We start from the raw sequence: 25358 nt of genomic DNA, 5'->3' as shown, positions 1-25358 counted from the left end.
CCATGTGGCCGGCTCTCCCGACCTCGGAGTACTATCAGTCAGTCTGACTTCCACCCGACCATCAGTCCCTTCTCACCTCATCGGCTTGTCAGGTCCTACAAGTTTACGCTTGAGCCGGATGGATCTCCCTTGTTCACGTCAATGCCTTCGGTTGTATGCTGGCGGTACGAACCCCGGGAGTACCTCAGGCCACTCGCGAAGACGCGGCCTTCGATTCCGCCTTCCCCCAACGGGGATGGGGTCGGCTACTCCGATCACGATCGATTTCGGGGCTATCTTCCCGTTCACTGCTGTTCCGGCCTACAACCTCCCTGTCTACGCTTCGCAACGGCCGTTACCGGACGCCACGCAAGACTTGGTACGCGGCTGCTCGCTAGGCTTTGCCGCGGCCGTCATCTCAGACGGCTGACTTCAACGCGCTTGCAAGGCGCAACCCCGCACAGATCCACGCGGGCGGCTTTCCCGCACGTGGCTCCTACCTTGGGTGACTGACGGCGAAGCGGACGCTCGGCCATGGATGAAGGTTGCAAGGCTTGGGAAGGTAGTCGTCGGCTAGCTCTGCGACCCGTTCCCACGTTGCATCGTCCTTCTGGCTACGCCGCCGTAGCGATCGTCGCCAGAGGTCGATCACGCGGTACCTGAACGCCGTGAGCGCCCGGATATTCGTTGGAACCGCAAAGTAGCCGAAGTGTCCTTTTACGAGTTGCTCCAGCCATTTCCCCTGTTTGGGATTGGCCAATGCATGCGCCGCCGTAGCTCCACCTTGATGTCCTTGAGCTTCACCCGCATGCGGTCGCCTCGGGTCTTCCGTCTAAGCTGGAAGCGCCCTTTGCGCGATTTCCCGCAGATAAAGGTAAAGCCCAGGAATGCAAAGGTTTCCGGTTTGCCGAGCCCGCGTCGCTTGCGGTCGACCGCCGCAAAGCGGCCGAACTCAATCAGGCGGGTCTTGTCCGGATGAAGCGACAGCGCAAACTCCTCAAGCCTCGCGCGCATCGCATCGAGGAAGCGACGGACGTCGTCCTCGTGCTCGAAACCAATGATCACATCATCGGCATAACGCACGATGATCATATCGCCGGTGGCCCCACGCTGTCGCCAGCGCTCCGCCCACAGGTCGAAGACGTAGTGCAGGTAGATATTGGCCAGAAGCGGCGAAATCACCGACCCTTGACCCGTTCCCCTGTCATCCACCGTCACAATCCCGTCTTCGAGGATGCCCGCCTTCAGCCATTTCCGGATCAGGCGGATGATGCGCTTGTCGCCGATCCTGTGTTCCAGGAAGCGTGCGAGCCAATCCTGGCTGACGCTCCCGAAAAAGTTCTGGATGTCGGCGTCCAAAATCCAGTTCACCTTCCGCTTATCGATCGCCACGCACAGGGCATCCAACGCATCATGCGGTCCTCGTCCGGGCCGAAACCCGTAGGAGAAACCGCAGAAGTCACCTTCATAGATGGCGTTGAGCACCATGACCGTTGCACCCTGGACGACTTGTCTTCCAGGGCGGCAATCGCCAGCGGCCGCTGCTTTCCATCCGCCTTCGGTATGTACGTCCGGCGAGACGGTTGCGGTCGGTACGCCCCACTGTGGACCCGTTTGTGCAAGTCCCTGAGCCGAGGCTCAAGGTCTGCCTCGTAGTCCTGCCACGTCATGCCATCCACCCCGGGAGCGGCCTTGCGCTTGAGCGCGTAGAACGCCGTCCGAAGCGTGTCGACATTGATATGGTGGAAGAGCGCAGTGAACCGTTCCTTCTTCCTTTGCCTTGCGGCTTTCCGTACGCGGTCCAGCGCCTGGGTCACGCGAGCCCGGTCCTGTGTCCGGTGCGTGCTTTGCTGGCCCACGTTCCCCTTGGTCGCCGGCCTTGGCTCCACCGGCTCCGCCACCGGTTGCCCGGTTTTGTTCGTCGGCTTCACAGCTACTATGCCGGAGTCAGACTTCTCCTGTCCGTTCATCATCGGCTACGGCTCCTCGCCTTCCCGATGCGGACCGGCATGGCGAACGCCACCCGGCCAGACAAGAGATCTCCCAGGTTCCGACGCGTTCCTTTCATGCGTGATGCGGCCCTAGACCCCGGCAGGGCGACGGTGCCTCGCTTATCGGCTCCGCAGATGTTGCCTTCGACGGATGAGAACGTCTCGGCCCCTGCAATCTTATCACTATCGTGGCTCACTCCCACACCCCGCATGATTGCTGCGTACGCTTCGCCGTGGTCGTCACCTCCCACGCCGCAACACTTGCTACCGGGCGGTCGCTACCCCTTACCCGGACCGGACTCGCACCGGCTGGAACGCGCCAGCTTGGCCTGGCGCACCTCACCGTGATTGTCGCCGCGCAGCTATTACAGCATCCTGCCGATCAGCCCTACTGAGAGCGAGGCTGTCTATGTGCTCGATGGCCTGTTTGATCACGATACGATTCTGGAGATCGAGGAGCTGTTCACGGATACCGGGCGCGCGAGCGATCATGTTTTTGCGCTGTTCTGCCTGGTCGGCAAGCGCTTCGCGCCGCGCCTTCGCAACATCAAGGAGCGAAAAATCCGTTCCTTCGAAAAGGCTGATGCCTATCCGACACTGGCAAATCATATCGGCGCACCGATCAACACCGCGCTCATTATGGACCATTGGGACGAACTCCTGCGCCTTGCAGCGTAAATCACGACGCTTACCGTCGCGCCTTCGGCGATCCTCAAGCGGTTGTCCGCCTCATCGAAATACAGCGAACTGGCCAGAGCACTGCGCGGACTCGGCCGCATCGAGCGAACGCTGTTCATGATCGAATGGTATTCCAGTCCGGCGCTGCGCCGGCGTTGTCAGGCCGGTCTCAACAAGGGCGAAGCTGCACATAAGCTCAAGCGCGCCGTGTTCTTCCACGAACGCGGTGAAATCGAAGCCATACGGCTCTCGGCGCCAGACGACCGCCCCTATAGGTCACCGCCAGCCGGGCGCGACGCCCCGGACGGATTTATGCACCAACGTTCACTTATCTCGAACATCGAAACAGTCATCGAAGCGATTGCTTTCGCAATATGCGGAAAGGCGCACCGAGGAGCGCGCTCCCGTTTCGCTATCTCTTCCCTCCCGGCACGCGGGACACGAGACATGATAGTCTTCATGCCGCTCCCTATTGAACCTCTTAGTCGGCCGGTCCTCCGCGGAAATTCAACGCCCGCTCCAAATACCAAGAAGGGTCATCGCTGGACGAATCTGTCTCGACATACCCTTCGTTTTCGTCGCTCCTTCCTTCAACGGGATCCTCGCTCTCGGCTTGGAGATACTGTCGAGGCTTGTCTGCCCGCTGCCATTCACGGTCGCCGTTCAGCGTCCACTTATCGCCATGCCGTTTAGGATCAAGCACGAACTCGTTTCCACCCACGTCAACAAAGCCCATCTGCTCCAGACGGGGCCTCGGGTCATCGTTAGCAGGACGCGACATGATTAAGGGCTTCTTGCCGTCGAGCCGAAGTTGATGTTCGAGCAGAACATCGCCCGCGTTCTCAACGAGCGGATGGGTCACTCGCATAGCCACAACCGATGAGATGTTTTTTCGCTCCGGAAAGTGCTCTTTCTGCCAGTCTTTCCCTTTGATGCGGAATCCTGGATCCACTCTTAGCAGCCCGACGCTCTTGTCGCCCAACTGGTAACTGAAGTACTGCGCACCAGGCTTGTCAGCTACGCTCGCACCAACTCTAGCGACCATTGCGGTGCGCTCGGCTTTCTTGGACACGAAATCCGAGTATTCTAATGGATTATCGGCAATGTGCTTGACATCATCACTATAGAAATTCTTCAGTTCTTTTTCGAACGTCTTTCTGTCCAACTCGTAGATAGGAGGTTCGGAGGTGAGGGAATACAGCCGCGACGCCGACGACGAACCAGACGCCGCCTCTGCGAGCGTTTCCGTAAACGTCTGGTCATCTGCTGCCTGCCCCGATTCATCGGCTTGGCTCGCGCTTGTAGATTGGCTGGCTGATCCAGTGATACTGCTATACATGCGGTTCGCTCCCCAATTGAAATGGTTGCACCGTTGTAATATCGTTCTACTCAAGACCTGTTAGCAGCCTAAGCCAGGGAGCTGACGACGAGCTGACGTACGGAAGAGTGCATGGCAGCAACCCCTACCTCGATCTGATCCCGGCTGGCCACATGGTGAATAGCGCACAACGCCGAGCCGATCGACTACACGCGCGACGCGGTCGAGGCGCTGTTGAAACTTTCATCTGAGAGCCGGCTCCGCAAATCTGAACAGTGCGATAGGTGGAGTCTTTGCCGGACGGCTGGCAAGATTGGGCCGCGAGATCAGCGAGACGAAGAGTAGACGCGCGCGCCGGAACAACACACCGGTTTTTTGAACGTGGCGCTGGCCGCCGTCAAGGGCGATCAACGCTGGCTCAACTGGCACCGTAAAGTTAACCGACGGCTGAGGAAGATGTGCGTACATGGGCCATGTCAGAAGTTGCTCGTGATCCGCTTTATCGTCGCCACCGCTATCCCGCTGAGATCATTGCGCACGCGGTATGGCTCTACTTTCGCTTTCCGCTCAGCCTGCGCATGGTTGAGGACATGCTGGCGTCCCGCGGCATCATCGTCACGCATCAGACCATTCGAAGCTGGGCGGAGAAATTCGGACGGCATTTCGCCCGGGAGATCAAGCGACGGTCAGCCGGCTGCCTGGGCGACAAATGGCATCTCGACGAATGTGTGGTGGCCATCAATAGCAAGAAGCAGTGGCTCTGGCGTGCCGTCGATCAGGACGGCTTCGTCCTCGAAGTGCTGGTGCAAAGCCGCCGAAATGCCAAGGCGGCAAAGCGCCTGATGCGCAAGTTGCTGAAGGCTCAAGGGCGGACACCACGGGTCATGATCACCGACAAGCTCCGGTCCTATGATGCCGCCAGGCGCGACCTCATGCCCGGTGTCGAACACCGGTCGCACAAAGGCCTAAATAATCGAGCGGAAAATTCGCACCAGCCGACCCGACGACGCGAAAGGACCATGAAACGCTTCAAGTCGGCACGCCAGCTTCAGCGGTTCGTTTCCATCCATGATCCGATGCCAACCTGTTCCACTTTCCCCGCAATACGCTGTCATCGGCTCAACATCAAGACCTGCGTAACGCCGCCATGCAAATCTGGAGCAAAATCGCGTGTGTCGCCGCAGCCTGACAGCCGTCCCCGCCAGCTATCGCTGCATCAATCCGCTGATAACTTTACAGTGCCGTTGATTCTACTCCGGCCGAGGAGAACGACGTCCGACCAGAGAACGTAGTGTGAGCGCAATGACTGAAATAGACTATCTCTGGCCCCTGGCAGGCGGCCTCCTGATCGGCCTGTCGGCAGGCCTCTACCTTCTGCTGAACGGAAGGATAGCCGGGATTTCCGGCCTCGCGGCCGCCGCAGCCGGCTTGACCCATGACGGCGACAGCAAGTTGGGACTGGGTTTCCTCGCCGGCATCATCGCAGGCGCTTGGCTGGCGGCAGCCCTCGTCCGCCACCCCGACATCACGCTCACGTCTTCGCCAGCACTGCTGATTGCCGCCGGACTCATCGTTGGCTATGGCACCCGGCTCGGATCGGGCTGCACGAGCGGCCACGGCGTTTGCGGGCTTGCGCGGCTTTCGCCGCGTTCGCTTGCCGCCACAGCAATCTTCATGGCCGTTGCGGGCGCGACGGTCTTCGTCACCCGCCATCTCCTTGGATTCCAGCCATGAGGGCCCAGATGTTAGCAGCGATCGTGTGCGGGCTCATCTTCGGGGCGGGTCTGGTAATCTCCGACATGATCAATCCCGGACGTGTGCTGGCGTTCCTCGATGTCGCGGGTAACTGGGACCCGACGCTGGCCTTTGTCATGGGTGGCGCGCTGATCCCTTCTGCCGTGGCCAACATCATCCGCAGCCGCGGCTCGGCTCCCTTGCTTGACAGCCGCTTCTATGTGCCGACGAATAGATCGATCGATTGGAAACTGGTGACTGGCGCGGCCTTGTTCGGACTCGGCTGGGGACTGGTGGGGTTCTGCCCCGGCCCCGCTATCGCTGCATTGTCGACGGGGCGATGGGAGGCCGTTCTCTTCGTTGCGGCAATGCTGATCGGCATGTTGGTTTACCGCTTATCACACCGCCAGCGTCTTCCGAACTACTCGGCAAATTGAAAGTGTATTCCCTCCGCTTGGGTGAAGCGTGATGTGGAGGCACTTTGTGGATGGGTAAAGCCGGCCGCCGGAGCGAAAAGCAGCAGGTGAGCTGCTCCTGCCCCGCAGTCATTCAACGCAGGGCTCGCTCAGAAACTCTGATGGAGGGCAGCAAACCGACCAGCCATTCATGCAGCTTCCAGGAAGAGGCAGCCAGAACCAAAGTCCGTTTCCCTTGCGCGAACCAGACCTCAGCCGGGGGACGTCCGAGCTTCCGGTCCCCACCCGAAGCAGTCAGGTCCGGCGAAAAGATCGGCGCGATTGACGCCGATCTCGAAAAAAGAACGGGAGCTTCAGAAGGGCCAGAAGTCTGCCACATAGGTCGCGGCGGCGTTCAGCCATATCGTCGTGTCGCGGTACCAGGCCATGACAGATTCATGGACATATCGTGCGACGGCAAGGAACAACACGAACAAAACGACGGCGCCGAAGAATTTGCCGAACCATTCGTCGCCTTTGGAATCATTGCTCTGGATGACGTACTGTTGCCTATTATCGTTCAGCATGTCCTTTAACGGTCCCGGTCGTCGCGGTCGCGTTTCCTCTGTTGCATTTGTTCCCGCTCCAGCTCGTCTAAACGAGGAATATGCTGTTGGGCGGGATCTGTCCGCGTCGTTTCTCCGCTGCGCTGAGCGGCTTCCTTATCCTTATCTAGCCGATCTTGTAGGCGATTTGTAGCATCGACCGTGGACGCTAACTCGTGAGCTTCGCGCGTGTCGTTGTCGATCGGCTGCTGATCAGGCTCCTCGCGAGCTTCGAGCCGCTGGTCGGCAGCAGCAGCATCCACATTCGCCGGCGCCTTGTCCTTTCCTTCGATCGGCCGATCGTCGTCGCGGTTCTTGACGTCTGCACGCTCGTCATCCTGTAGGTCCTGCGCTTCGGCTTGTCTTTCCGCGCGTTCAATGGCCTGTTGCAAATCTTGGTCCTGATCGGCAACCTCTCTGAGGTAGCTGTTTCCTTGGACAGCCAACTGCGCGGCCCTTTCGAGCGCCTGCTGAAGGCCGGGTTGCATCCCGTCTTTGCGGTCGGCCGAAAACTCGCCGGTCTCGATCCGATCAAGTCCCTCTCGGTAGTGCTCGATTTCGATCATGGCCTCGTTGCCGGCCTCAACAAGAGCCTCGCCGTGCTTGGCGACCGCAGCGTCCCACTCGTCATTGGCCGGATCACGCGGCTCGCTGCGAGGCGCTTCGCCACCTTGCTCCGCCAACGCCTCTTTGCGCTGCGCGTAGAGGTCCACCAGCTCACGCTTCTGATTGACGAAATCTCGGGCCAGGCCGGCTATCTCGTCAAAGTCCGCCCGATCGTCTGCCGAGACCGATCGCTCCAACTTGAACAAGGCCGTCTCGACCTTCTTCTCATATGTCTCAAACTCTGCTCGTGACATTTCGCGCAATTCCTGACCCTCCAAAACCATCTCCTGCAATGTAGCCAAATTGATGCGGAAGTCCGATCCAAAATCCGCGCGAATAACACTGCCGCCCATTTCCGCTTGTGCCATCGAAAGCCCGGATTCCAAGTAATCTCGATGCTGTGCGGCATAGGCCACGACTTGACGGTCACCACCCGCCAGGGCGACCTTCTGCCACGATTCCTGCGCCGTTATGATGTACTGCCGGCTCCTGTCACTTTTGGCGACCGTGCGTCGGCCGGCGCGCTTGGCGTCATATCTCGCCTGCGCCGCCTCGCTGGTTCCGACATGCTCCGTGCGACCTTCGCGGCTCACCGGCCGGACCTGGGTGCGCGTGAATGCCGGCGGGCTGGCAAACTCGCGCCGATCAGTCATTTCCATCTCAATGCCGTGCTCCCGTGCCTTCTCTGCCATAACGGATCGCCATTCCCGAAACACGGCAGGCGTCGTCTCGATGCGGTCACAGGAATCCGATTTCATTGCCACGATGGCATGTGCATGCACGTGCGGACGTTTCCCCCCCTCCCCTGCCTCTTTCGGATCGCTGGCCGGATCGTGCATGGCGAAGACATACCGATGCCGGGCAAACTGCTGCGCCAGGAAGTCGCGCACCGCGCCTTCGAATGCGGCCACGTCGGTTCCGGCCCGAGCTGACATGATGACGTGCATAACGTCGCGGCTCTTGCGGCTGTGGAGCTCGCCGCGCCATTCCTTCTGCACCAGGTCGCCGGCGGCCTTCTCGTTCGCTATCGACTGACCGCGATCGTCCCAAACGTCTTCATGCCGCTCGACCAGCCCACGCAAGCGGCTGGCGCCGAACTCGACGCCGTTTCCGTAGCCTTGAAAGGAGAACTTCGCCGCAGCCTCGCCGGCGGCCGCGCTGGCGTCGTATCGGCCCTGGATGATGCCAGCCGCCTTCGCGTCGCTCGTCAGCCGCTCCCCCTGCCCGCTTCGTAATACGACGAGCCCCTGAACGGTCACGGAGCCGCGCTCATTCTTCTCGATCGCATAGGCATAGCGCCGATCGCCAAAGCCGCTCGTCAGGGTGCTCCTCACCTGGTCGTGCAATGCCTCGTCCGATGCAAAGTCGGCCGCCGCGATCTCGACGGAAAAACTCCCGATGTCGCGGCTTTCTGCGCGGTTCTGAAAAAGGTGATCCCAATCGCCACGGATGCGTGCGAGTTCTTCCCGCCCCTCGAGGATCCTGCCGTTCTGGTTCTCCACCTTCAGTTCGCCGCCACGGGACACATAATTCAGCATCGCACCGACCCGAGCACCGCCGCCATATGACGCCATCTTGACGACTGCCGGCTGGCTTCCCTTTGCTATCGCCCCTAGCCGCGCCTCGATCGATCGGGCGACCGTTGTCGCCGACGTCACCTGCGCTTGAGGAGCCCCCCTGCCCTTCGATGCGAATCCACGTCCACCGGAAGCCCCGCCTGCGCCTCCGCCGCCACCTGCAGCGCCGAGTTGAGCCAACTGCTTCAGACGCTTTCGCATCTCTTCCTCGGCCGAAGCGCCGCGCCCGTCGGACGACATTTCGTGTAGCAGCGCTACGCGCCGCTGCTCCCATTCGCTCGTGAATGCGCCGAAGAAGATTTCCAAAGGCTATTTCTCCCCTCGGCGCTGATAACCAGCTCGCCGCGTCAGAGCACGTAGCTCGCTCATCACTGCCGCTTGCACCCGCTGCACGTTCTCAAGGTTGATGTCCAATTCGCTTGGGTGGACCCCGCGGCCGCTGTTGAGCGCCCTGGCAACCTGGTTCAGGTTGATCCCGATCATCCGCATGTCTTCGAGCAGAGCCGCCATGACCAGGCGGTCATCGCCGGTCAACATCGGCTTGACCCCTGCCCCCTCCAAAAGCAGCGACCGGAAAAAGCTGGACACCGTCATGCCGGCACTCTCGGCGGCCTTCTCGATCGCCGCATGTTCGTCGGCCGTGACGCGGACATGCACAGTGCGATCTTTCTTCGTCGGCTCGAGAAGAGCGTTGAATTTCCCGTCATCCATTTGGCCGTTGGCCCCCTACTGGCGCTTGCGTCAGATGATCGAGGGCTCGTCCCACGATTGCAGGAAAATGGCGTAGCACATTTTTCCGTATCCTGCCCCTCTAAATTGTAAGGGGAATTCAACTAAACAATTTAGAGCTGTCGCCCCACTGCTCGACCGTTTGCCTTTACGGGCCGGCCTCCGGCCCGTCCGCTTATCGAGGGAACGCTCCCCCAGGGTTCACCTCCGGAAGCCGCCTTTGAGGCCTTTGTCCGCAGCAAGGGACGCTTCGCTCTTCGCCCCTTGCTGCTTCCGGCTGAGCGTGAAAGCCGGCCCCACGCGGTTCCGGGGTTCACTGAACTAGCGGCACGTTTGGATGACGCCGCACCCGATCCGCAAAGGAGGCTAGGCATCGCACGCGTCAATCACATTCCGGTGTCGTGTTGAAACTTCACACGAGTTTGTAGCACGTAGTTTTACCACCATGTGGTCATGGGGCGCTGGTTTCATATCGTGGGGAAGATTGCTCACACGATGTGGATGTATGTTAGTTTTGGTCCGATTGACCACACCGTAAGGTAGTGGCATGTTTCGCACGCACAATGTGAAGATGCCGCGAAACCTCACGGCCTGCTCTCGCAGACTTGCGAAGGGAGTTGCGACATATGCCACTTTGTATATCTGCCGTGAGCGGCAAGGGTGGGGCAGGAAAGACAACCGCGGTCATTTTAATCGCCGGCGAATATGCCCTTCAGGGAAAGCGGGTCCTCCTCATTGACGCAGACGGCCGCCAAAACCTTCAGGAATGGTGGAAGCGCTGTGAGGCGAAAGACAACCTGCCTGATAACATTGAGCTTATCACCGCGGCACGGCAGACGACCGTTCAACAGCTCCTCGAAAACGACGCGAACAAGTTCGACGTCGTCTTGATGGACTCGCCCGGCCAGGACACTGTTCTGAGGGACACGATCATTGCGGGGTCGCATATCGTGCTGACCCCGATTCAGCCAAACCAGGACGAAATCAAGGCGGCAGGACAGGCGGCCGCAGACACGGCCGACATCTCCGACAAAGTGGGGAGGGTTATCCCCCATGCAAACTTCGTCACCAGGATCACGATGCCAGCGAAATATTTGGAAGCCTATCGCCTGGTCAGACCGTTCGTGCAGAACCTGCAAGAGGGCGGTTACGACTCTTATTTGCTCGCTACGGAGCTCATGGAACGCAACTGCTATCGCGAAATTCGAAATGGCTATGGCACGCTGCAAATGCTCGATCTCACAGACTCGGTGAAAAAGGGGCGAGCGGAAGTGATGAATCTGGTGGGCGACATCGAGGCACTTTTGGCGGATGAAGAAACGGGGGTAGCAAATGGCTAAAGGGCAAACGACGGTTTCGGACTTTGCAGTCGCGCCGCGTCGCAGCCGTCCCGCGGATCAGGCGGCGACACAGGAAGGTTCAGCAACAAAGGCGCCTGAGGTCCAGAAAGAGAAGCCCCTGGCTGAACATCAGCCAAAACGGCCTGAACCACCCAGTGCTGAGGCTGAAAAGCCCGTAAGCCGCCTGATCGCACCGACGGACGAAGCGCGACGCGAAAGGGCTGTGACGAAAGCGCTGCAGCGTGAGGATTCGAGAGTTCGCTTGCGTGATCTGAAGAGGGCCCGCGATCGGGAATCCAAGCACTACGTCAACTGCCCGCTGGATTACGACACGAAGATGCGGCTTCAAAAGGCCGCCCTCGACAACGATGTGAAGATGACGGTCATCATGAAGGCTTCGATCGATCAGTTCCTTAAAGATAACGGCTACTGATCGATGCTAGGCCGCGGATTCTTGCTTGGCGCAGCCGGCGGCTGCGTTCTCGGCGTTTGTCTTGCTCCTCATCTTGGAAGTCAGCAGGTCGAGGTGAGCAAGCTTTCCGAAACCATTGCGCCTCAAGCGAATATGGCGCGGGCCGTACCCTAAGAGCGTACGTGGCCGACGGACGATCAAGCCAAGATCCAGCTCTTCGAGTTAGCCGAATGGGATCTAAGCAAGCATGGCAATGGATCAGAGGTGAGGGTCGAGCGCTGCATTCGAATCGCTGACACCGAGCTGGCTTGCGAATTGACTGCGAAGCTCAGTTGGGTCGAAGGTAAGACGCAAATCGAGGCTGTTTTTCAAGCGAAGTCTGATGGTTGGAAGATTATAGCGGTCAAGAATCGCTAATTGCTTTTTCCCGCTCCACGATTTTTGAGGCTTCAACTTGCGGGTACACGCTTTGCCACTTGCCGAAGCATTTCGCTTCAGTGCATTACGAGAGTTTGCCATCGGAATTCCCCCCAATTAGGGAGGGAAAACCGCTGTACTTCACCAGAGAGGCACGTGCCAAGCTGCTTCAATGGTGCATAATATCCGCTGAGGGGCGGTTCATAAAAGGTAAGGTCGGTGATTGATTTTAACAGCTTAATGAGCTCGCGGGGCTTGGTTGAAACTACCGATCCGGAACTTGAGAGGCCGGTTTATCGCCAACCCGGCTTCGACGGCATTCTTACCGCAAAGGAGATGGACGAAAAAATCTCGGCTTGGCTCAAGAAGGCCCGCGAGAAAAAAGGCATCAGCCGCGCCGACGCAGCGCAATTATTGGGGTTATCCGTATCCGTCTACGGGCGGTACGAACGGTCAGAATCTCGAATGACCGTCCCCCGCCTGATTCACCTCTGTGAGATCACGGGCTTCACGCCTCTCGACATGATCTTTGAGGTAGGTCCCCACCTGTGGGGCAAGACGCCGGAAGAAGCAGAGGACCGCAGGACGCTGACGAAGCTCGTTGAATCTCTGCCGCATGACACCATTCGCGATTTAATCCGGCTGATGAAACGCATGACGCCGGGCGAGCCATCGGCCGGCTCTGTCGTCACTAGCAACGGCGAAAGCCGCTAAACTGGCGCGCTCCGCCTTTGCACGTCATGGCTATCTCGCAGTGAAAAACGGCAGCCGCCCCGCTCCCGTTTACCACAGGCTCCGGCCTTCTCTTCGGCGCAATGGCGTAGCGCGTTCAGGCCTCCGCCTGCTTCGCTCCGCCAAAGGCGGAGTGGAAAACGGGAACGGACCGGGACTTTTGTTTTTGGGATCCTTGTCGCTGACACTCCAAAGGTCGACATCAACATCTTGAATCGGTCAGGGATGATCGATTCAAAAATGTCGTTGGACGTCTGCGCATAGTCCGGCCAATCTTGGATCCATGACGCAACATTGGTTCCACCTTTATGTTCAGCGCACCGACGCCAGCAGCAATATGGCGCGCTTTTACCAATTGTCTGTCGAGCCGGATCTCTTCGGCGGCGCTGCACTCATTCGGCGCTGGGGACGCATCGGCACGCGCGGCCAGGAACGCATCCATCTGTTTGACAATGACCGCCAAGCGATTAGCCGCTTCCTTGTCCTGGCGCGCCAGAAGCGAGCGCGCGGATATCGGCCACAATCGTGCTATTAAAAGGGATAGCGTCGGAATGTCGGAAACCGACTTTCCTTGCTGATCAAACCGCAGCTAGCGTTCCTGCGAGCTCTCCGCTCCGGGCCGCGTCCACCGAAGGCAACTGCCGGCCCCGTCGTCGTGCTGTCAATCGGCGTGCAAAATTCACCCCTTATCGGCGTCCAAAATTTGCATGCCGAAACACACAAGCAGCGAGAAGGCGATGATCCGCCACGCCACGATGCCGATCAGCGACGGATTGCGTTTTCTCATGCGGCGGCCCGCAGCAGATAGCCGATGCCGCGTACGGTTTCGATCTGTACGCCTGTGTCCAGCGGCTGCAATCGCTTCCGAACTCTGGAAACGGCAAGCTCCAGCGCATTGGAACTGAGCTCCTGCCCATATTCCGAGAGGGCGATCTCCAGCCGGCGTTTCGGAACGACGCGCCCGACCTCGCGCATCAATATCTCGATCAGCGAGCGTTCGCGCGGTGGAAGCGCGACGATGACCCCATCACAGGTCAGCTCTGCGGTGGCTGGATCGAAGCGCAACGCCCCGGCCTCGAGCACTGGCTGTATGGCGTGCGGATTGCGCCTCAGCATGGCCCGGCATCGGGAAAGCAATTCGCGATGGTGGAAAGGCTTCACCAGATAATCGTCAGCCCCGGCATCGAGCCCCTGGACGCGTTCGTCGACGGAGCCGCGGGCGGTGATAACCAGGACAGGTAACCCGGCGTGCTGCTGCCTTATCCATTTCAGAAGATCGAGGCCGTCGCCATCCGGCAGGCCCAGGTCGAGAAGGACGAGATCGTGCTCCCGCCCGCCGATCGCCGCCTCGGCTTCGTTGACACTCGAGACCGCGTCGAGCCGCCAGCCCGCATCACGCATGGTCTCGCCAACAAGCTCGATGAGGCGGGGACTGTCTTCGACGAGCAGCAGGCGCATGCGTTTTCCTGAACTCAACCCTTCTTACGGCCGGTGACCATCGACCATATGAGGTTTTCCTTGAGGTGCCAACTTTCAACGACCGCCGCCGATGCGTGCAACCCAGCTACGATCATCAGCGAATTTGCCAGCAACTCGTGAGTTTCCCCGAGCGCCTTGTTGCCCCAGAAGGCATCGAGCGTCGTCAGCCAGCCGGAGGTGCCGACGGCCGCCAGCAAAACCATCAGCAGGATCATCACCCAGCCTGCGGCGGGGTTGTGTCCCACATGGCGCTCCGCTCTGCCTGCGGCAAAGGCGAACAGGTAGCTCGCAACGGCCGAGGGGCCGCGAACGAAATCGGCAAAGCGCGCATGTCTCGTGCCGACGAATCCCCAGACGAAGCGCAATGCGATCAGCGCCATTGCAGCATAGCCGACATAGCGGTGCACGCTCTTGCCCGGTGGCAGCAGAAAGAGGTTGATGACGCAGCAGGCGACCAGGCCCCAGTGGAAAAGCCGGACGACCGGGTCCCAAACCCGAACATCTCCGTTGCGGGAAGCCAACGCCTCCCGCCTTCCAGCCGCTGACTTGGGCATCAGTCTTCCAGCTCCGCTTTGACGATTTCGCCCGTCACGGGGTTCATGTAGACCTCAGCGCGCTCATGCTTGGCCGTGAACGCGTAAATTTCGTAGCACGTGCCGGCCACCTTGACGTTGCGTATGTCCGTATAGCCCGCCTCCTCTAGCTTCGAACCGGCGGCGTCAGGTTTCATCCAGGCTGACTGCGGCTCTTTCGTGCACGACGCGTTGTCATCGTCCGCAAATGCGAAGGTGGGAAGGACGACGGTCGCCAACACACAGATAAGCATCGATTTCACGAGCGGCTCCTTTGGAAACGGGCCGCCACGGCGGCGGCGGGCTCACCTTGGCCCTGCCCTGCTGTCGAGAACCTGTCCGCCTCTCGATGTCACCGACCCCAGTGCACCTGGCCGTCCTCAACCCTTCTCCCGACAGCACTTCGACAGTTTGGCCGCGGTACTGGCGGAAGCGTCGAGACGCGTCGGACTTCCGCCACGTCTCGAAAGAAGCCGATGTCGGCGAGCCCCAACGGACCCGATGAGAGCGATGAGCTCGCATTTTTTTGGAGAGAAGCTTTTGACTGTCTTCAGAATTCGCCGGCCGGAGATCGGCAGCGTCGCATTGAGCGCGATCGCCACCCTTTACCTGCTGATGCTCGCCAACAATTCCTTCTGGAGCCATGCGGTGGTCTATTTCGATCACGCGTGGATCGCCATGCTATCGCTCGGTACGGCACTCGCTCTGACCACCTTTTCGACCCTGACGTCGCTGTCGATGAAATATGTCACGAAGCCGGTGCTGATCCTGCTGATCGCCATCTCGGCGGCCGTCTCTTATTTCACCGATACGTTCGGCGTTGTCATCGACAAGGAGATGATCGGCAATGCCGCCGTCACCACTCAAGCCGAGGCCGGTCATCTGCTGACAGGCGGCCTTGCGCTTCATCTTGCGATCTACGCGCTCATTCCCTCGCTTCTGATCGCCTGGGTGAAAGTCATGCATCGTCGTTTTTTCGCGAAGGCCGCCGTCAATTTCCTCTTCATTGCTCCAGCGCTTGTCTTGAGCGGCGTGCTCATCTACGTCAACTTTGCCGGCATCGCCTATGCGCTGCGGGAGCATCGGGACCTGATGGTCCGGTTCAATCCGGCCGGGCCGATCTCGTCGGCGGTACGCTACGGTCTCTCCACCTATCGCGAACGCAATCTGGTCGTGCAGCCGCTCGGGACCGACGCCAAGGAGGGTTCGCGCATCGCCGCAGCCGGCAAGCCGGTCGTCGTCGTAGTGGTAGCGGGCGAGACGGCGCGGGCGATGAACTTCTCCCTCAATGGTTATGACCGGGAGACAAATCCGGAATTGAAGGCGCTTGGCGTGGTCAACTACCGCGACACGACGAGCTGCGGCACGGCGACAGCCGTCTCGTTGCCCTGCATGTTTTCCGTCTATCCCCGCGCAGAGTACAGCGACTGGAAGGCTCGCTCGACCGAAAACCTGGTCAACGTACTGACGCATGCGGGCGTTTTGGTTACCTGGTGGGACAACAACACGGGCAGCAAGGGAATCGCCGACCTCATCAATTTCGCCAGCATGACGCGTAGGAAGAACGGCCCGCTGTGCAACAATGGCGAATGTCTCGACGAAATCTTCCTCGCCGACCTGGATAAAAAGCTCGGCGCAACGACCAACGATAGCGTCATCGTGCTGCATCAACTCGGCAGCCACGGGCCATCCTATTACCTGCGCTATCCCGAGGCGTTCCGCCGCTTCACGCCGGACTGCCGCACGCCGGAACTGATGAGCTGCACGACGGAGGAAATCGTCAACGCCTATGACAACACGATCCTCTACACGGACCATATCCTGGCGAGCGTCGCGAGACTGCTCGAAAAGCATCAGGACCGCATTGCAGGCGCGATGATCTACATGTCGGATCATGGGGAATCGCTCGGCGAAAACGGCATTTACCTGCACGGCGCGCCCTATGCGATCGCACCCAAGGAACAGACGCAGGTCCCCTTCATCGCCTGGTTTTCGAAACCATATCAGACCGCGATGGGGGTTGACGCCGCCTGTCTCTCCACGGACGCAGACACCCCGAAGTCGCACGACAACCTCTTCCATACGGTGCTCGGCATGATGGACGTGCAAACGGGCGTCTATAAGCGCTCCCTCGACGCTTTCGCGGCCTGCACGCGCCCGGCGGAGCGGGAGAAGCAGGCGCCGGGTTTCCATGCGGCCGAGCGCAGGCTGCGAGCCGGACCGGGCGGAGTTCTTTAGCGGTTTGCCGCCCATATTCCATGAGCGGCGGCGGGTCGCTTCCCTCGGAACTCCTGCCAATCCGCGGCGGCGGCTGGTCCGGTGATCTCTGAAAATGAGCCGATGACTCATTCGCGCGGTTGTGGGCGCATTGGCGAAGGCAACCCATCACCCTCAGTAAGCGCGCTGCGGGATCAATCACACAAGCACGCATCGCCAAGCGTGATGAGCGCCGTGTTATGGGTTGCGGTCGAATTTCGCTGAACTTTTTGCGCGAAACGGATAGCGCGGCGCAATCTGGCTAGAGCGGGATGACTTTAGGCTGAAATCCGCATTGGGATTGGGCCGTCGGTAATCGATCGGTCTCCTGGTCAGGGGTTGGTTCTCAACACCCCAACATCCCATCAGGAGACCGCGCCTCCAAACCCGTCCTCTCCCGCGTCAGCAGGTTAGTTCAATCCCAAGAATTCACACTTCCTAGTGGTATCCGCCTAACATAAGAGTCCGTATGGGATTCCCTTTGGCGAGTGCGTATGCGAGTGTGGCGCATGCGCACAGGAAGAGCCTTCACCGTTTCGCCGACCGATCGCCAACGCCTGAGAGCCCTCATCAGTGATCGCAATGCGCCGCAGAAGCACGTCTGGCGCGCCGAGATCATCCTGCTGAGTGCCGATGGCGTCGGCACCGTCGAGATCATGCGACAGACCGGCAAGTCGAAGACCTGCGTGTGGCGCTGGCAGGAGCGCTTCGCCACGGAAGGCTTCGAGGGTCTCTTGCGCGACAAGACGCGCCCCTCGCGCATTGCGCCGCTCGGGCCGGAGATCGGCGAGCAGGTGGTGGCGCTTTCGCTTGCCGACCCGCCGGGCGAGACGACGCACTGGACTGCCGACATGATGGCGGCCGAGGTGGGCGTCAGCGCCAGCGCGGTGCGCCGCATCTGGAAGGCGCACGGTCTCCAGCCCCACCGCTGGCGGGCCTTCAAGCTCTCCAACGACCCGCAGTTCGTCGCCAAGCTCAAAGACGTTGTCGGCCTCTACGTCGACCCGCCGGCCCATGCCATCGTGCTGTCGGTCGACGAGAAGAGCCAGATCCAGGCGCTCGACCGCACCCAGCCCGGCCTGCCCCTGAAGAAGGGCCGGCTCGGCACCATGACCCACGACTACAAGCGGCATGGCACGACCACGTTGTTTGCCGCCCTCAACGTGCTCGACGGCACCGTCATCGGCAGGAACATGCAGCGTCACAGGCATCAGGAGTTCATCCGTTTTCTCAACGCCATCAACGCCCAAGTGCCGGCCGACAAGGCGATCCACGTCATCCTCGACAACTATGCCGCCCACAAGCATCCCAAGGTGCGCGCCTGGCTCGACCGCCATCAGCGCTTTATACCAACGAGCGCCGTTTCCGACTCTCAGGGATTCCCACGGGGCTTCGAATCTGAATCCATGCAGCAAACGGGAGGTTTGCGATGGGTTCAGCAATTTTGTTGCGTGATGATTTCGATGGGCGTGCTCTTCGACAGCTCGCACGGCAAACGAAGGATGCCAACCAGGCGCGGCGGTTGCTGGCGCTCGCCGAGATTTATGACGGCGGCTCGCGCTCGGATGCGGCACGGATCGGCAGCGTGACGCTGCAGATCGTCCGTGACTGGGTGCTGCGGTTCAATGCGCGCGGCCCCGACGGGCTGGTGAACGGCAAAGCACCCGGCGGCCGAGCGAAGCTGAACGTCGCTCAGCGCCATGCGCTGGCGAAGATCGTCGAAAGCGGCCCGATCCCTGCGATCCACGGTGTCGTCCGCTGGCGGCGCAAGGACCTGGTGCAGTGGATATTCCAGGAATTCCGCATCGCGATGGACGAGACGACTGTCGGCCGTGAGTTGAAGGCGCTCGGCTTCGCCAAGCTGTCGGCCCGCCCGCGCCACTACGCCCAGAACGAGCTGGAGGCAGAAGCTTTTAAAAAGACTTCCCCGCCGCTCTGGCGGAAATCCGAGGCCGGCTCCCGCGCGGCACCGACCTCGAGCTCTGGTGGGCCGACGAAGCGCGCATAGGCCAGAAGAACAAGATCACGCGGCGGTGGGCGCGTCGCGGAACCAGACCCTCCGCACCCTTGGATCAGCGCACCATGTGGGCCTACATCTTCGGGGCCGTCTGCCCGCGGAAGGGAAAGGGTGCGGGCCTTGTCCTGCCCTATTGTGATACCGAAGCCATGCAGCAGCATCTCGCCGAGATCAGCCAGGCCGTCGATGAGGGAGCGCATGCCGTGCTCATCCTCGATCAGGCCGGATGGCACGTCACGCCGAAGCTCAAAGTGCCGGACAACATCACCCTGATGTTCCTGCCGCCTCGTTCGCCGGAACTGAACCCCGTGGAAAACGTCTGGCAGTTCCTGCGCGACAACTGGCTCTCGAACCGCATCTTCAAAGACTACGACGACATCGTCGCCCATTGCTGCGCCGCGTGGAACAAGCTCGTCGACCAGCCGTGGAAGATCATGTCCATCGGACTCCGCGAATGGGCGCATCGGTCATGATCACCGCTCGTTGGTATTACCTTCCACTTCACGCCGACGTCCTGCTCGTGGCTCAACGCCGTCGAGGGCTTCTTCGCCAAACTGTCGAAGCGTCGCCTCAAGCGCGGCGTCTTTCATTCGGTCGTTGACCTCCAGGCCGCCATCAACCGCTTCCTTACAGAGCACAACCAACAACCCAAGCCCTTCACCTGGACCGCCGATCCCGACAAAATCATCGCTGCCGTCAAACGGGGGCACCAAGTGTTAGATTCCATCCACTAGTTGCCACGGTGCGCGCAATTCTCGACCGACTGGCGAAGGCCGCATAACAGGGTATGGATGGTTCTGGCCAAAGAACCGCCACCGAGCTTTCGACATGGCTCCGTCGCTAGACCTAACTCAAGAATTGGTCCGGGAGCGTCTCCACTGTTGCCCATACCTGAAAGGGCATCCACCTTGCCAAGGCAAGCGGCTCGGGAGCCGCGTACCTTGACATGATGTCAGCCATGCGCGCCGGTACGCGCAGGGCAAACCGATCATCTTCTTCGACCATCGGATACAAACCAAGGAATTCCCGCCCACGATATTGGTCGTCTTCGCTACGAACGATTGGAAGGACGCAAACTCGACGTTTCGCGCCGTGGAACCACCCAATCTCCCAGCTCATCCAGCTCGACGTTTCGGCATGTTCTGAATCGATGAACATTAGCCCTCTTGATGCGAGCATCTTGCCCTTGATGTACTCCGCGTCGGCGGGCGTCGTGTTGGCGCGATGTGAAAGCGGGCTCTCCACCCAGTCACAGAATACAGTTAGACCGATATCTTCGGTCAGAATGGAATAAATTCCGAGAATAAGCTCTTCGTCTCGTATGGCCTGCGAGAGAAAGATATCGTACCGTCGATGGCTCTCTCGGGCCTGACGCGCCAACAACTGGCGTGAGGACAAGCCGGCAGCTTTTGTGCTCATTCGAGCACGCTCTCGGACGCGATCTTCAGTAAGCAAACTCACTCGTCCTCCATGTTTCGAGGCGCCACCGTTCGAGCGTGAGACTAACGGTGACGCGAGGTAGTAAATTCCAACTGACCCTCTCATGCACGAAGCTCTGAATAACTCAAAGATGGGTCACAAAGGGCATTCTCAACCCGCCGCCACCAAATTACTTTCCTGATAATCTCGAAGGATCAGGAGTATGTCGTGGTCGAGTATACATATGTGAAGCTTGACCGCCGTCTCGCGGAGATCACCTCGAGCGATCTTGATGAGCAAAACGACTCAATGATGCTAGTGGATGGAATCTAACACTTGGTGCCCCCGTTTGACGGCAGCGATGATTTTGTCGGGATCGGCGGTCCAGGTGAAGGGCTTGGGTTGTTGGTTGTGCTCTGTAAGGAAGCGGTTGATGGCGGCCTGGAGGTCAACGACCGAATGAAAGACGCCGCGCTTGAGGCGACGCTTCGACAGTTTGGCGAAGAAGCCCTCGACGGCGTTGAGCCACGAGCAGGACGTCGGCGTGAAGTGGAAGGTAAAGCGCTGATGGCGGTCGAGCCAGGCGCGCACCTTGGGATGCTTGTGGGCGGCATAGTTGTCGAGGATGACGTGGATCGCCTTGTCGGCCGGCACTTGGGCGTTGATGGCGTTGAGAAAACGGATGAACTCCTGATGCCTGTGACGCTGCATGTTCCTGCCGATGACGGTGCCGTCGAGCACGTTGAGGGCGGCAAACAACGTGGTCGTGCCATGCCGCTTGTAGTCGTGGGTCATGGTGCCGAGCCGGCCCTTCTTCAGGGGCAGGCCGGGCTGGGTGCGGTCGAGCGCCTGGATCTGGCTCTTCTCGTCGACCGACAGCACGATGGCATGGGCCGGCGGGTCGACGTAGAGGCCGACAACGTCTTTGAGCTTGGCGACGAACTGCGGGTCGTTGGAGAGCTTGAAGGCCCGCCAGCGGTGGGGCTGGAGACCGTGCGCCTTCCAGATGCGGCGCACCGCGCTGGCGCTGACGCCCACCTCGGCCGCCATCATGTCGGCAGTCCAGTGCGTCGTCTCGCCCGGCGGGTCGGCAAGCGAAAGCGCCACCACCTGCTCGCCGATCTCCGGCCCGAGCGGCGCAATGCGCGAGGGGCGCGTCTTGTCGCGCAAGAGACCCTCGAAGCCTTCCGTGGCGAAGCGCTCCTGCCAGCGCCACACGCAGGTCTTCGACTTGCCGGTCTGTCGCATGATCTCGACGGTGCCGACGCCATCGGCACTCAGCAGGATGATCTCGGCGCGCCAGACGTGCTTCTGCGGCGCATTGCGATCACTGATGAGGGCTCTCAGGCGTTGGCGATCGGTCGGCGAAACGGTGAAGGCTATTCCTGTGCGCATGCGCCACACTCGCATACGCACTCGCCAAAGGGAATCCCATACGGACTCTTATGTTAGGCGGATACCACTAGCAAACCCTTCACGTGGGAACGAGGGCCAGTCATGGCACGAAGTCGCGACGTTGGACTGCGCGATAGTCCTCGGTTCTGCTGGTGCCGGCAAGACGCGAGAGTTGCTGGAATTGGCAAAGGAGCTACGTTCCGCTGGCACCCCTGCCTTCGTCTTTAGGATTGAGGCACTTTGCCGCCTGTCCGCGGAGGATTCGTTCTCACCGCACGACGAAGCATCTCCGACGGCCTTCGCGAGGTGGAAGGTGAAACGCGGCCCGGCAGTCGCCCTTCTTGATGCACTTGACGAAGCGCGCTTGCCTGATGCTCGCAATACCAGCGCTTTGGCGGATGCTTTGGCGCGTCTCTCACGCGAGGTAGGTTCCGCAGGAAAGGAACTGAGGGTTATCATCAGCTCTAGGGCCAGCGAGTGGCAGGGTGATGGCGATCTGCGGGCGATCGAGACGGCAATCAAGGGCTTTCGCGTCTCGGATCCGAGTCAAGAGGCACAGATTAAAGTAAAGACGCTTCGCCTGCTACCTCTTCGCAAGCCTGATGTGAGGAAAATCGCCAAGCACCGTGGCGTAGATCCCGACCAGTTCGCGGCAGCAATCGACAGAGCTAAAGCCGCCAATCTCGTGTCGCAGCCACTGGACGTGCAGCTTCTCCTCGATCTGTGGTTAGAAGCAGTTGGGGAGGGCAAGGAGCCGCCCAGCATCTTTTCGTCAAGGCTGCAGGTATACGAAGATATCGTCAGATTCAGACTGAGGACCGAGAGCGGACAGGAGCGTCGATCGAACCTTGACCCCCTGCTGGGACGGCAGGCATGTGAAAAGCTTGCCGCGATCTCCGTCCTATCGGACGTTCAGGATTTTACGTCCGAGCCGGACAAACCGATGGCGATCCACGCGCTCTCGGCATTATCGAGCGACGCCGATCGCTGGACGGAGATGGATGTGCGCCAGCTTCTTTCGTATGGGTTGTTTCAGCCGTCCATTTCCGGACGAGTGAGGTTTGCCCATCGGGAGTTGCGTGACTACCTCGCTGCTTGCTTTTTCCGCCGGGCGATCGGCCAAAATGCCGGATCGCTCGACGTAGTTAAGCCTCTCCTTGCAGAAGGCTTGGGATGTACCGAAGTCCCTCAATCGACCGAGCACGTCTTGGGATGGTTGGCGACGATCGATCCGATCGCGAGGAGGATTGTGACCAGGATCCGACCGTCGCTTCTTATTGAGACCGGCGATCCGACACGGCTCACGGTTGACGAGAAGTCACGTGCCATTGCTGCACACGTCGCTGCATACCGGGAGCGGCTTTATCGAGGCGAATGGTTTTACCAGGAGGATGTGCGGGAGTTTGTTACTCCCGATCTGGCACCGGCAATCGGAGAGCAGCTAGCGATCGCAACTTCACCTGAGGTCCGTGAGTTACTCGTCGAGATGATCAGATTTGGCCAGATGACGTCAATGGCCGCGGACCTGCGGACAATCGCCTGCGATCAGACCGAAGGTCTTCGCGTCAGGGCGGAGGCTTGTCTTGCACTGGCGGATTTGAACGATTTTTCATTTGCCCATGATGTACTTGCGGCTGCGCTTCTGTCGACCGCTCCCAAGCACGAGGATACGCAAAGCGCGCCGTCGTGGAACTTGTTCGTGGCCAGTGCTGTGCGATACGTCGTGCCCGCCGGTGTTTCTCTCCTGGATGCAATCGCTCTCGTGGATCGCTTCCGCCGGGAAGCCAAAAATTATGCATCAGCCACCGCAATGTTGCTGGAGGGGCTGGTTGCCGAACTATCATTGGATCAATTGGGGAACTGGCTTCAGATTTTCCTTCGGTTCGCGCGCGCTCCGCGAAAGAGTGACCGGGATATGATGCCGACGATCCAGCCGAGGTTCAGGATGCTTGGCGCCCCCATTTGCCAGGCATTGGACAGGCTGCTGCAGCACGGTGGCGAAGTGTTGCCAAAGGCGGTACGGCTCGAAGCACTCGAATTTGTCTTCGGTCTTAACGGAAGGCAGAGCTATTCGCTGCGCGAGACCAGCTTCGACAAGCTCGCGACGACCATCCGTCCGTTGAACGACCTGAAGATCGACCTAATCTTGATGCGCCTCGCTTTGTTCGAAAATATGCAGAGTGAATGGTACGTGGCGCGCCAGGCAGTCGGCCCGCTCAAGATCGATCGAAGCGATAAGGCAGTCGAGGTATTCAATTCGAAAGATATCGAGCGCCTTGGCGCCCTCATGGCCGAGGAGCAGACTGAAAGGGATCGGGATCTGTATTTCACCTGCGCCCAATTCGTGTTTGACGAGATCCGGGACGCTGAAGAACGCAAACACGCAAACGCCATTCTTAGAAACCTTGCGCGGACCCATGGCAGCAGCGAGTTAAAGCGCGCCTATGGCCACCTAGCGCCGATAAGACGGCTGAAGCATCAGTTTCGTCATAAGGACTGGTACCAGATCAAACACAGGTTTCACGCTAGTGTCGATTCAGTGATCGATGCATGCTGGAAGCTCCGTAACGGAGCAACGTTTCTCAGGGATTTCCGTGGTTTGTCCCAGGGGCGCAGACCTGGTTATCTGGCTTGGGCGGTAAACAAGAGTCCAAATGACCTTGGTCCAGCAGTCATAGAACGCATGCGCGAGCGCCATGGCCAGCTGATTGCGGGATTGTTCGCCTCCGGCTTCAAAAGGTACTGGCGAGAAAACGGGATTACCTACCCCGCACAAAGCGACTATCAGGCCATGATCGGATTGACCGGCCTTGCCCTGCAATCGCTGAGCGAACTGGCGAACCTGTCCGATGACTTGATAGAACGGGCCTTCACCTACGGCTTTTCTAACATGAACGGCTTTCCGGACTGGATGCCGGCTCTTATCACGTTGAAGCCCGGAATTTTCGTGACCGTGGCGACGACCGTTCTCACGCAGGACATTACCTCGAGCAGTGAAGAGAAGTTTTCCTCGGACGGGTTCAGTCGCATAGCCTATTCCACCTCTGCAATCCGTGAGCTTACAGCGGCACCACTGTTCCAACTGCTTCAAACCGCAGGGATCCCCGAGAATCGTCGCGACTTGGAAATGGCTCTCACGATAATTGCCCGGAGTCATGCGGTCTCGGCCTCACAACTATCACCGATTCTCCGCCAGCAATTCGCAGCCCATGTGATAGAGTTTAGGTTCGCCGAAGCGTGGCTCTGGCTTGATGCCTTGTTCGCTATTGATTCGGCAGCTGCCTGGTCTACATGGATCGCGACCTTCGGAGCACTATGGAGCCCGTCCAGCGCAAGCCTGTTCAAGCGCTACATGGGGCGCGAAGAGTTGTCCAACTCACGTGCCGAAGAGCGCGCCGAGGAGCGGGACGCACTTGATGCCGATGCTCAAACACTGTGTCATCTCATCAAGGCCGCTTATCTTGTTTGGCCACCAAGCAATGACCCCGTCCATGAAGACGCCTACTCGCCCGGCATTGACGACAAGGCGACATCCAGACGCGGCTACTATCTAAACGGGCTGGCGGCGCTTGGTAACGAGGATGCGTTGCAAGCCCTCGATAGGTGTAGCCGCTTGCCAACATAACGGCTCGTGCTCGCCAACATCGGCATTTTCTGCTCAGATTATCTGACAATGGAGAACGTGCCCTGCTCACGCTCTTTGCCAA

At 59.7% G+C, this 25358-nt stretch carries 19 protein-coding genes and 5 pseudogenes; 13 read left to right on the top strand and 11 right to left on the bottom strand.

The window, feature by feature from the left end:
- Nucleotides 1–475: 475 nt before the first annotated feature.
- A pseudogene (gene ltrA / locus SJ05684_RS27375) lies at nt 476–1952 on the bottom strand (group II intron reverse transcriptase/maturase).
- 381 nt (nt 1953–2333) lie between these two features.
- On the opposite strand from ltrA, the pseudogene SJ05684_RS27370 reads away from it, so the two are divergent.
- Nucleotides 2334–2882: pseudogene (locus SJ05684_RS27370) on the top strand (Tn3 family transposase); the annotation flags it as partial.
- A gap of 247 nt (nt 2883–3129) precedes the next feature.
- Here the strand turns inward: SJ05684_RS27370 and SJ05684_RS27365 are convergent.
- Entirely contained in the window at nt 3130–3987 is an 858-nt protein-coding gene (locus SJ05684_RS27365; protein WP_034859666.1) for a hypothetical protein, read from the bottom strand.
- A gap of 452 nt (nt 3988–4439) precedes the next feature.
- On the opposite strand from SJ05684_RS27365, the pseudogene SJ05684_RS27355 reads away from it, so the two are divergent.
- From SJ05684_RS27355 to SJ05684_RS27345, 3 genes and pseudogenes are all read left to right on the top strand, one after another.
- A pseudogene (locus tag SJ05684_RS27355) lies at nt 4440–5155 on the top strand (IS6 family transposase).
- Nucleotides 5156–5268: 113 nt separating this feature from the next.
- Nucleotides 5269–5700 (top strand): YeeE/YedE family protein, encoded by a 432-nt coding sequence (locus SJ05684_RS27350; RefSeq protein ID WP_014329692.1) that lies wholly within the window; start codon nt 5269–5271, stop codon nt 5698–5700.
- On the top strand, nt 5697–6137 hold the full coding sequence (locus tag SJ05684_RS27345; protein WP_034859614.1) for a DUF6691 family protein: 441 nt from the start codon (nt 5697–5699) through the stop codon (nt 6135–6137). Before SJ05684_RS27350 ends, SJ05684_RS27345 begins: the two co-directional genes overlap by 4 nt.
- Before the next feature lie 332 nt (nt 6138–6469).
- On the opposite strand, the gene SJ05684_RS27340 is transcribed toward SJ05684_RS27345, so the two are convergent.
- Genes SJ05684_RS27340 through SJ05684_RS27330 form a run of 3 tightly spaced genes read right to left on the bottom strand, consistent with a single transcriptional unit; the run spans nt 6470 to nt 9594 of the window.
- The gene (locus SJ05684_RS27340) at nt 6470–6682 is read right to left on the bottom strand and encodes a hypothetical protein (RefSeq protein WP_034859612.1); all 213 of its coding nucleotides are present in this window, start codon (nt 6680–6682) and stop codon (nt 6470–6472) included.
- 5 nt (nt 6683–6687) lie between these two features.
- The gene (locus SJ05684_RS27335) at nt 6688–9189 is read right to left on the bottom strand and encodes a coiled-coil domain-containing protein (protein ID WP_034859609.1); all 2502 of its coding nucleotides are present in this window, start codon (nt 9187–9189) and stop codon (nt 6688–6690) included.
- A gap of 3 nt (nt 9190–9192) precedes the next feature.
- Nucleotides 9193–9594: a DUF6290 family protein gene (locus tag SJ05684_RS27330; RefSeq protein WP_034859608.1), complete on the bottom strand. Its 402-nt coding sequence runs from the start codon at nt 9592–9594 to the stop codon at nt 9193–9195.
- A 644-nt stretch (nt 9595–10238) separates the two neighbouring features.
- Here SJ05684_RS27330 and SJ05684_RS27325 point away from each other — a divergent pair.
- Both SJ05684_RS27325 and SJ05684_RS30740 read left to right on the top strand, forming a co-directional pair.
- Nucleotides 10239–10952, top strand: coding sequence for a ParA family protein (locus SJ05684_RS27325; protein ID WP_034859607.1), 714 nt, complete (start codon nt 10239–10241; stop codon nt 10950–10952).
- Nucleotides 10945–11385: a hypothetical protein gene (locus SJ05684_RS30740; RefSeq protein ID WP_015633371.1), complete on the top strand. Its 441-nt coding sequence runs from the start codon at nt 10945–10947 to the stop codon at nt 11383–11385. The genes SJ05684_RS27325 and SJ05684_RS30740 overlap by 8 nt, the downstream gene beginning before the upstream one ends.
- Before the next feature lie 237 nt (nt 11386–11622).
- Here SJ05684_RS30740 and SJ05684_RS29845 read toward each other — a convergent pair whose 3' ends face one another.
- Nucleotides 11623–11883 (bottom strand): hypothetical protein, encoded by a 261-nt coding sequence (locus tag SJ05684_RS29845; protein ID WP_153458762.1) that lies wholly within the window; start codon nt 11881–11883, stop codon nt 11623–11625.
- A gap of 138 nt (nt 11884–12021) precedes the next feature.
- Between SJ05684_RS29845 and SJ05684_RS27310 the strand changes: the two genes are divergently transcribed.
- Both SJ05684_RS27310 and SJ05684_RS27305 read left to right on the top strand, forming a co-directional pair.
- Nucleotides 12022–12495, top strand: coding sequence for a helix-turn-helix transcriptional regulator (locus SJ05684_RS27310; RefSeq protein ID WP_034859617.1), 474 nt, complete (start codon nt 12022–12024; stop codon nt 12493–12495).
- Nucleotides 12496–12796: 301 nt separating this feature from the next.
- Entirely contained in the window at nt 12797–13048 is a 252-nt protein-coding gene (locus SJ05684_RS27305; RefSeq protein WP_015633368.1) for a WGR domain-containing protein, read from the top strand.
- 248 nt (nt 13049–13296) lie between these two features.
- Here the strand turns inward: SJ05684_RS27305 and SJ05684_RS27295 are convergent, their stop codons facing one another.
- The 3 genes from SJ05684_RS27295 to SJ05684_RS27285 are packed head-to-tail and all read right to left on the bottom strand — an operon-like array spanning nt 13297 to nt 14818.
- Nucleotides 13297–13971, bottom strand: a complete 675-nt coding sequence (locus SJ05684_RS27295; RefSeq protein ID WP_014858088.1) for a response regulator — start codon at nt 13969–13971, stop codon at nt 13297–13299.
- A gap of 14 nt (nt 13972–13985) precedes the next feature.
- Complete coding sequence (locus tag SJ05684_RS27290) at nt 13986–14546, bottom strand: cytochrome b/b6 domain-containing protein (RefSeq protein WP_014858087.1); 561 nt, start codon at nt 14544–14546, stop codon at nt 13986–13988.
- Nucleotides 14546–14818 (bottom strand): PepSY domain-containing protein, encoded by a 273-nt coding sequence (locus SJ05684_RS27285; protein ID WP_015633367.1) that lies wholly within the window; start codon nt 14816–14818, stop codon nt 14546–14548. The genes SJ05684_RS27290 and SJ05684_RS27285 overlap by 1 nt, the downstream gene beginning before the upstream one ends.
- Nucleotides 14819–15104: 286 nt before the next feature.
- On the opposite strand from SJ05684_RS27285, the gene SJ05684_RS27280 reads away from it, so the two are divergent.
- From SJ05684_RS27280 to SJ05684_RS27265, 4 genes and pseudogenes are all read left to right on the top strand, one after another.
- Nucleotides 15105–16802 carry a phosphoethanolamine transferase gene (locus SJ05684_RS27280; RefSeq protein ID WP_034859615.1) on the top strand — a complete coding sequence of 566 codons (1698 nt, stop codon included), beginning with the start codon at nt 15105–15107 and terminating at the stop codon, nt 16800–16802.
- A gap of 527 nt (nt 16803–17329) precedes the next feature.
- Nucleotides 17330–18178: pseudogene (locus tag SJ05684_RS27275) on the top strand (IS630 family transposase); the annotation flags it as partial.
- A 71-nt stretch (nt 18179–18249) separates the two neighbouring features.
- Nucleotides 18250–19310, top strand: a protein-coding gene (locus SJ05684_RS27270) for an IS630 family transposase (protein ID WP_085939171.1) whose coding sequence is annotated in 2 segments (ribosomal slippage) — nt 18250–18742 and nt 18742–19310 — 1062 coding nt in all. Because the reading frame shifts where the segments join, the coding sequence is not laid out codon by codon here.
- An 18-nt stretch (nt 19311–19328) separates the two neighbouring features.
- Nucleotides 19329–19571 (top strand): annotated as a pseudogene (locus tag SJ05684_RS27265) (IS630 family transposase); the annotation flags it as partial.
- A 112-nt stretch (nt 19572–19683) separates the two neighbouring features.
- Here the strand turns inward: SJ05684_RS27265 and SJ05684_RS27260 are convergent.
- Nucleotides 19684–20256, bottom strand: a complete 573-nt coding sequence (locus tag SJ05684_RS27260) for a hypothetical protein (protein ID WP_034859931.1) — start codon at nt 20254–20256, stop codon at nt 19684–19686.
- Between the two features lie 315 nt (nt 20257–20571).
- On the bottom strand, nt 20572–21651 hold the full coding sequence (locus SJ05684_RS27255; protein ID WP_037446536.1) for an IS630 family transposase: 1080 nt from the start codon (nt 21649–21651) through the stop codon (nt 20572–20574).
- Between the two features lie 172 nt (nt 21652–21823).
- Here SJ05684_RS27255 and SJ05684_RS27250 point away from each other — a divergent pair, with 172 nt between their 5' ends.
- Entirely contained in the window at nt 21824–25276 is a 3453-nt protein-coding gene (locus tag SJ05684_RS27250) for an NACHT domain-containing protein (protein ID WP_144051999.1), read from the top strand.
- Nucleotides 25277–25358 lie beyond the last annotated feature (82 nt).

Source organism: Sinorhizobium sojae CCBAU 05684 (assembly GCF_002288525.1).
In the GTDB taxonomy this organism is placed as follows: Bacteria; Pseudomonadota; Alphaproteobacteria; order Rhizobiales; family Rhizobiaceae; genus Sinorhizobium; species Sinorhizobium sojae.
The sequence above is the reverse complement of the archived record's forward strand: the minus strand, read 5'-3'. Positions and strand labels throughout refer to the sequence as shown.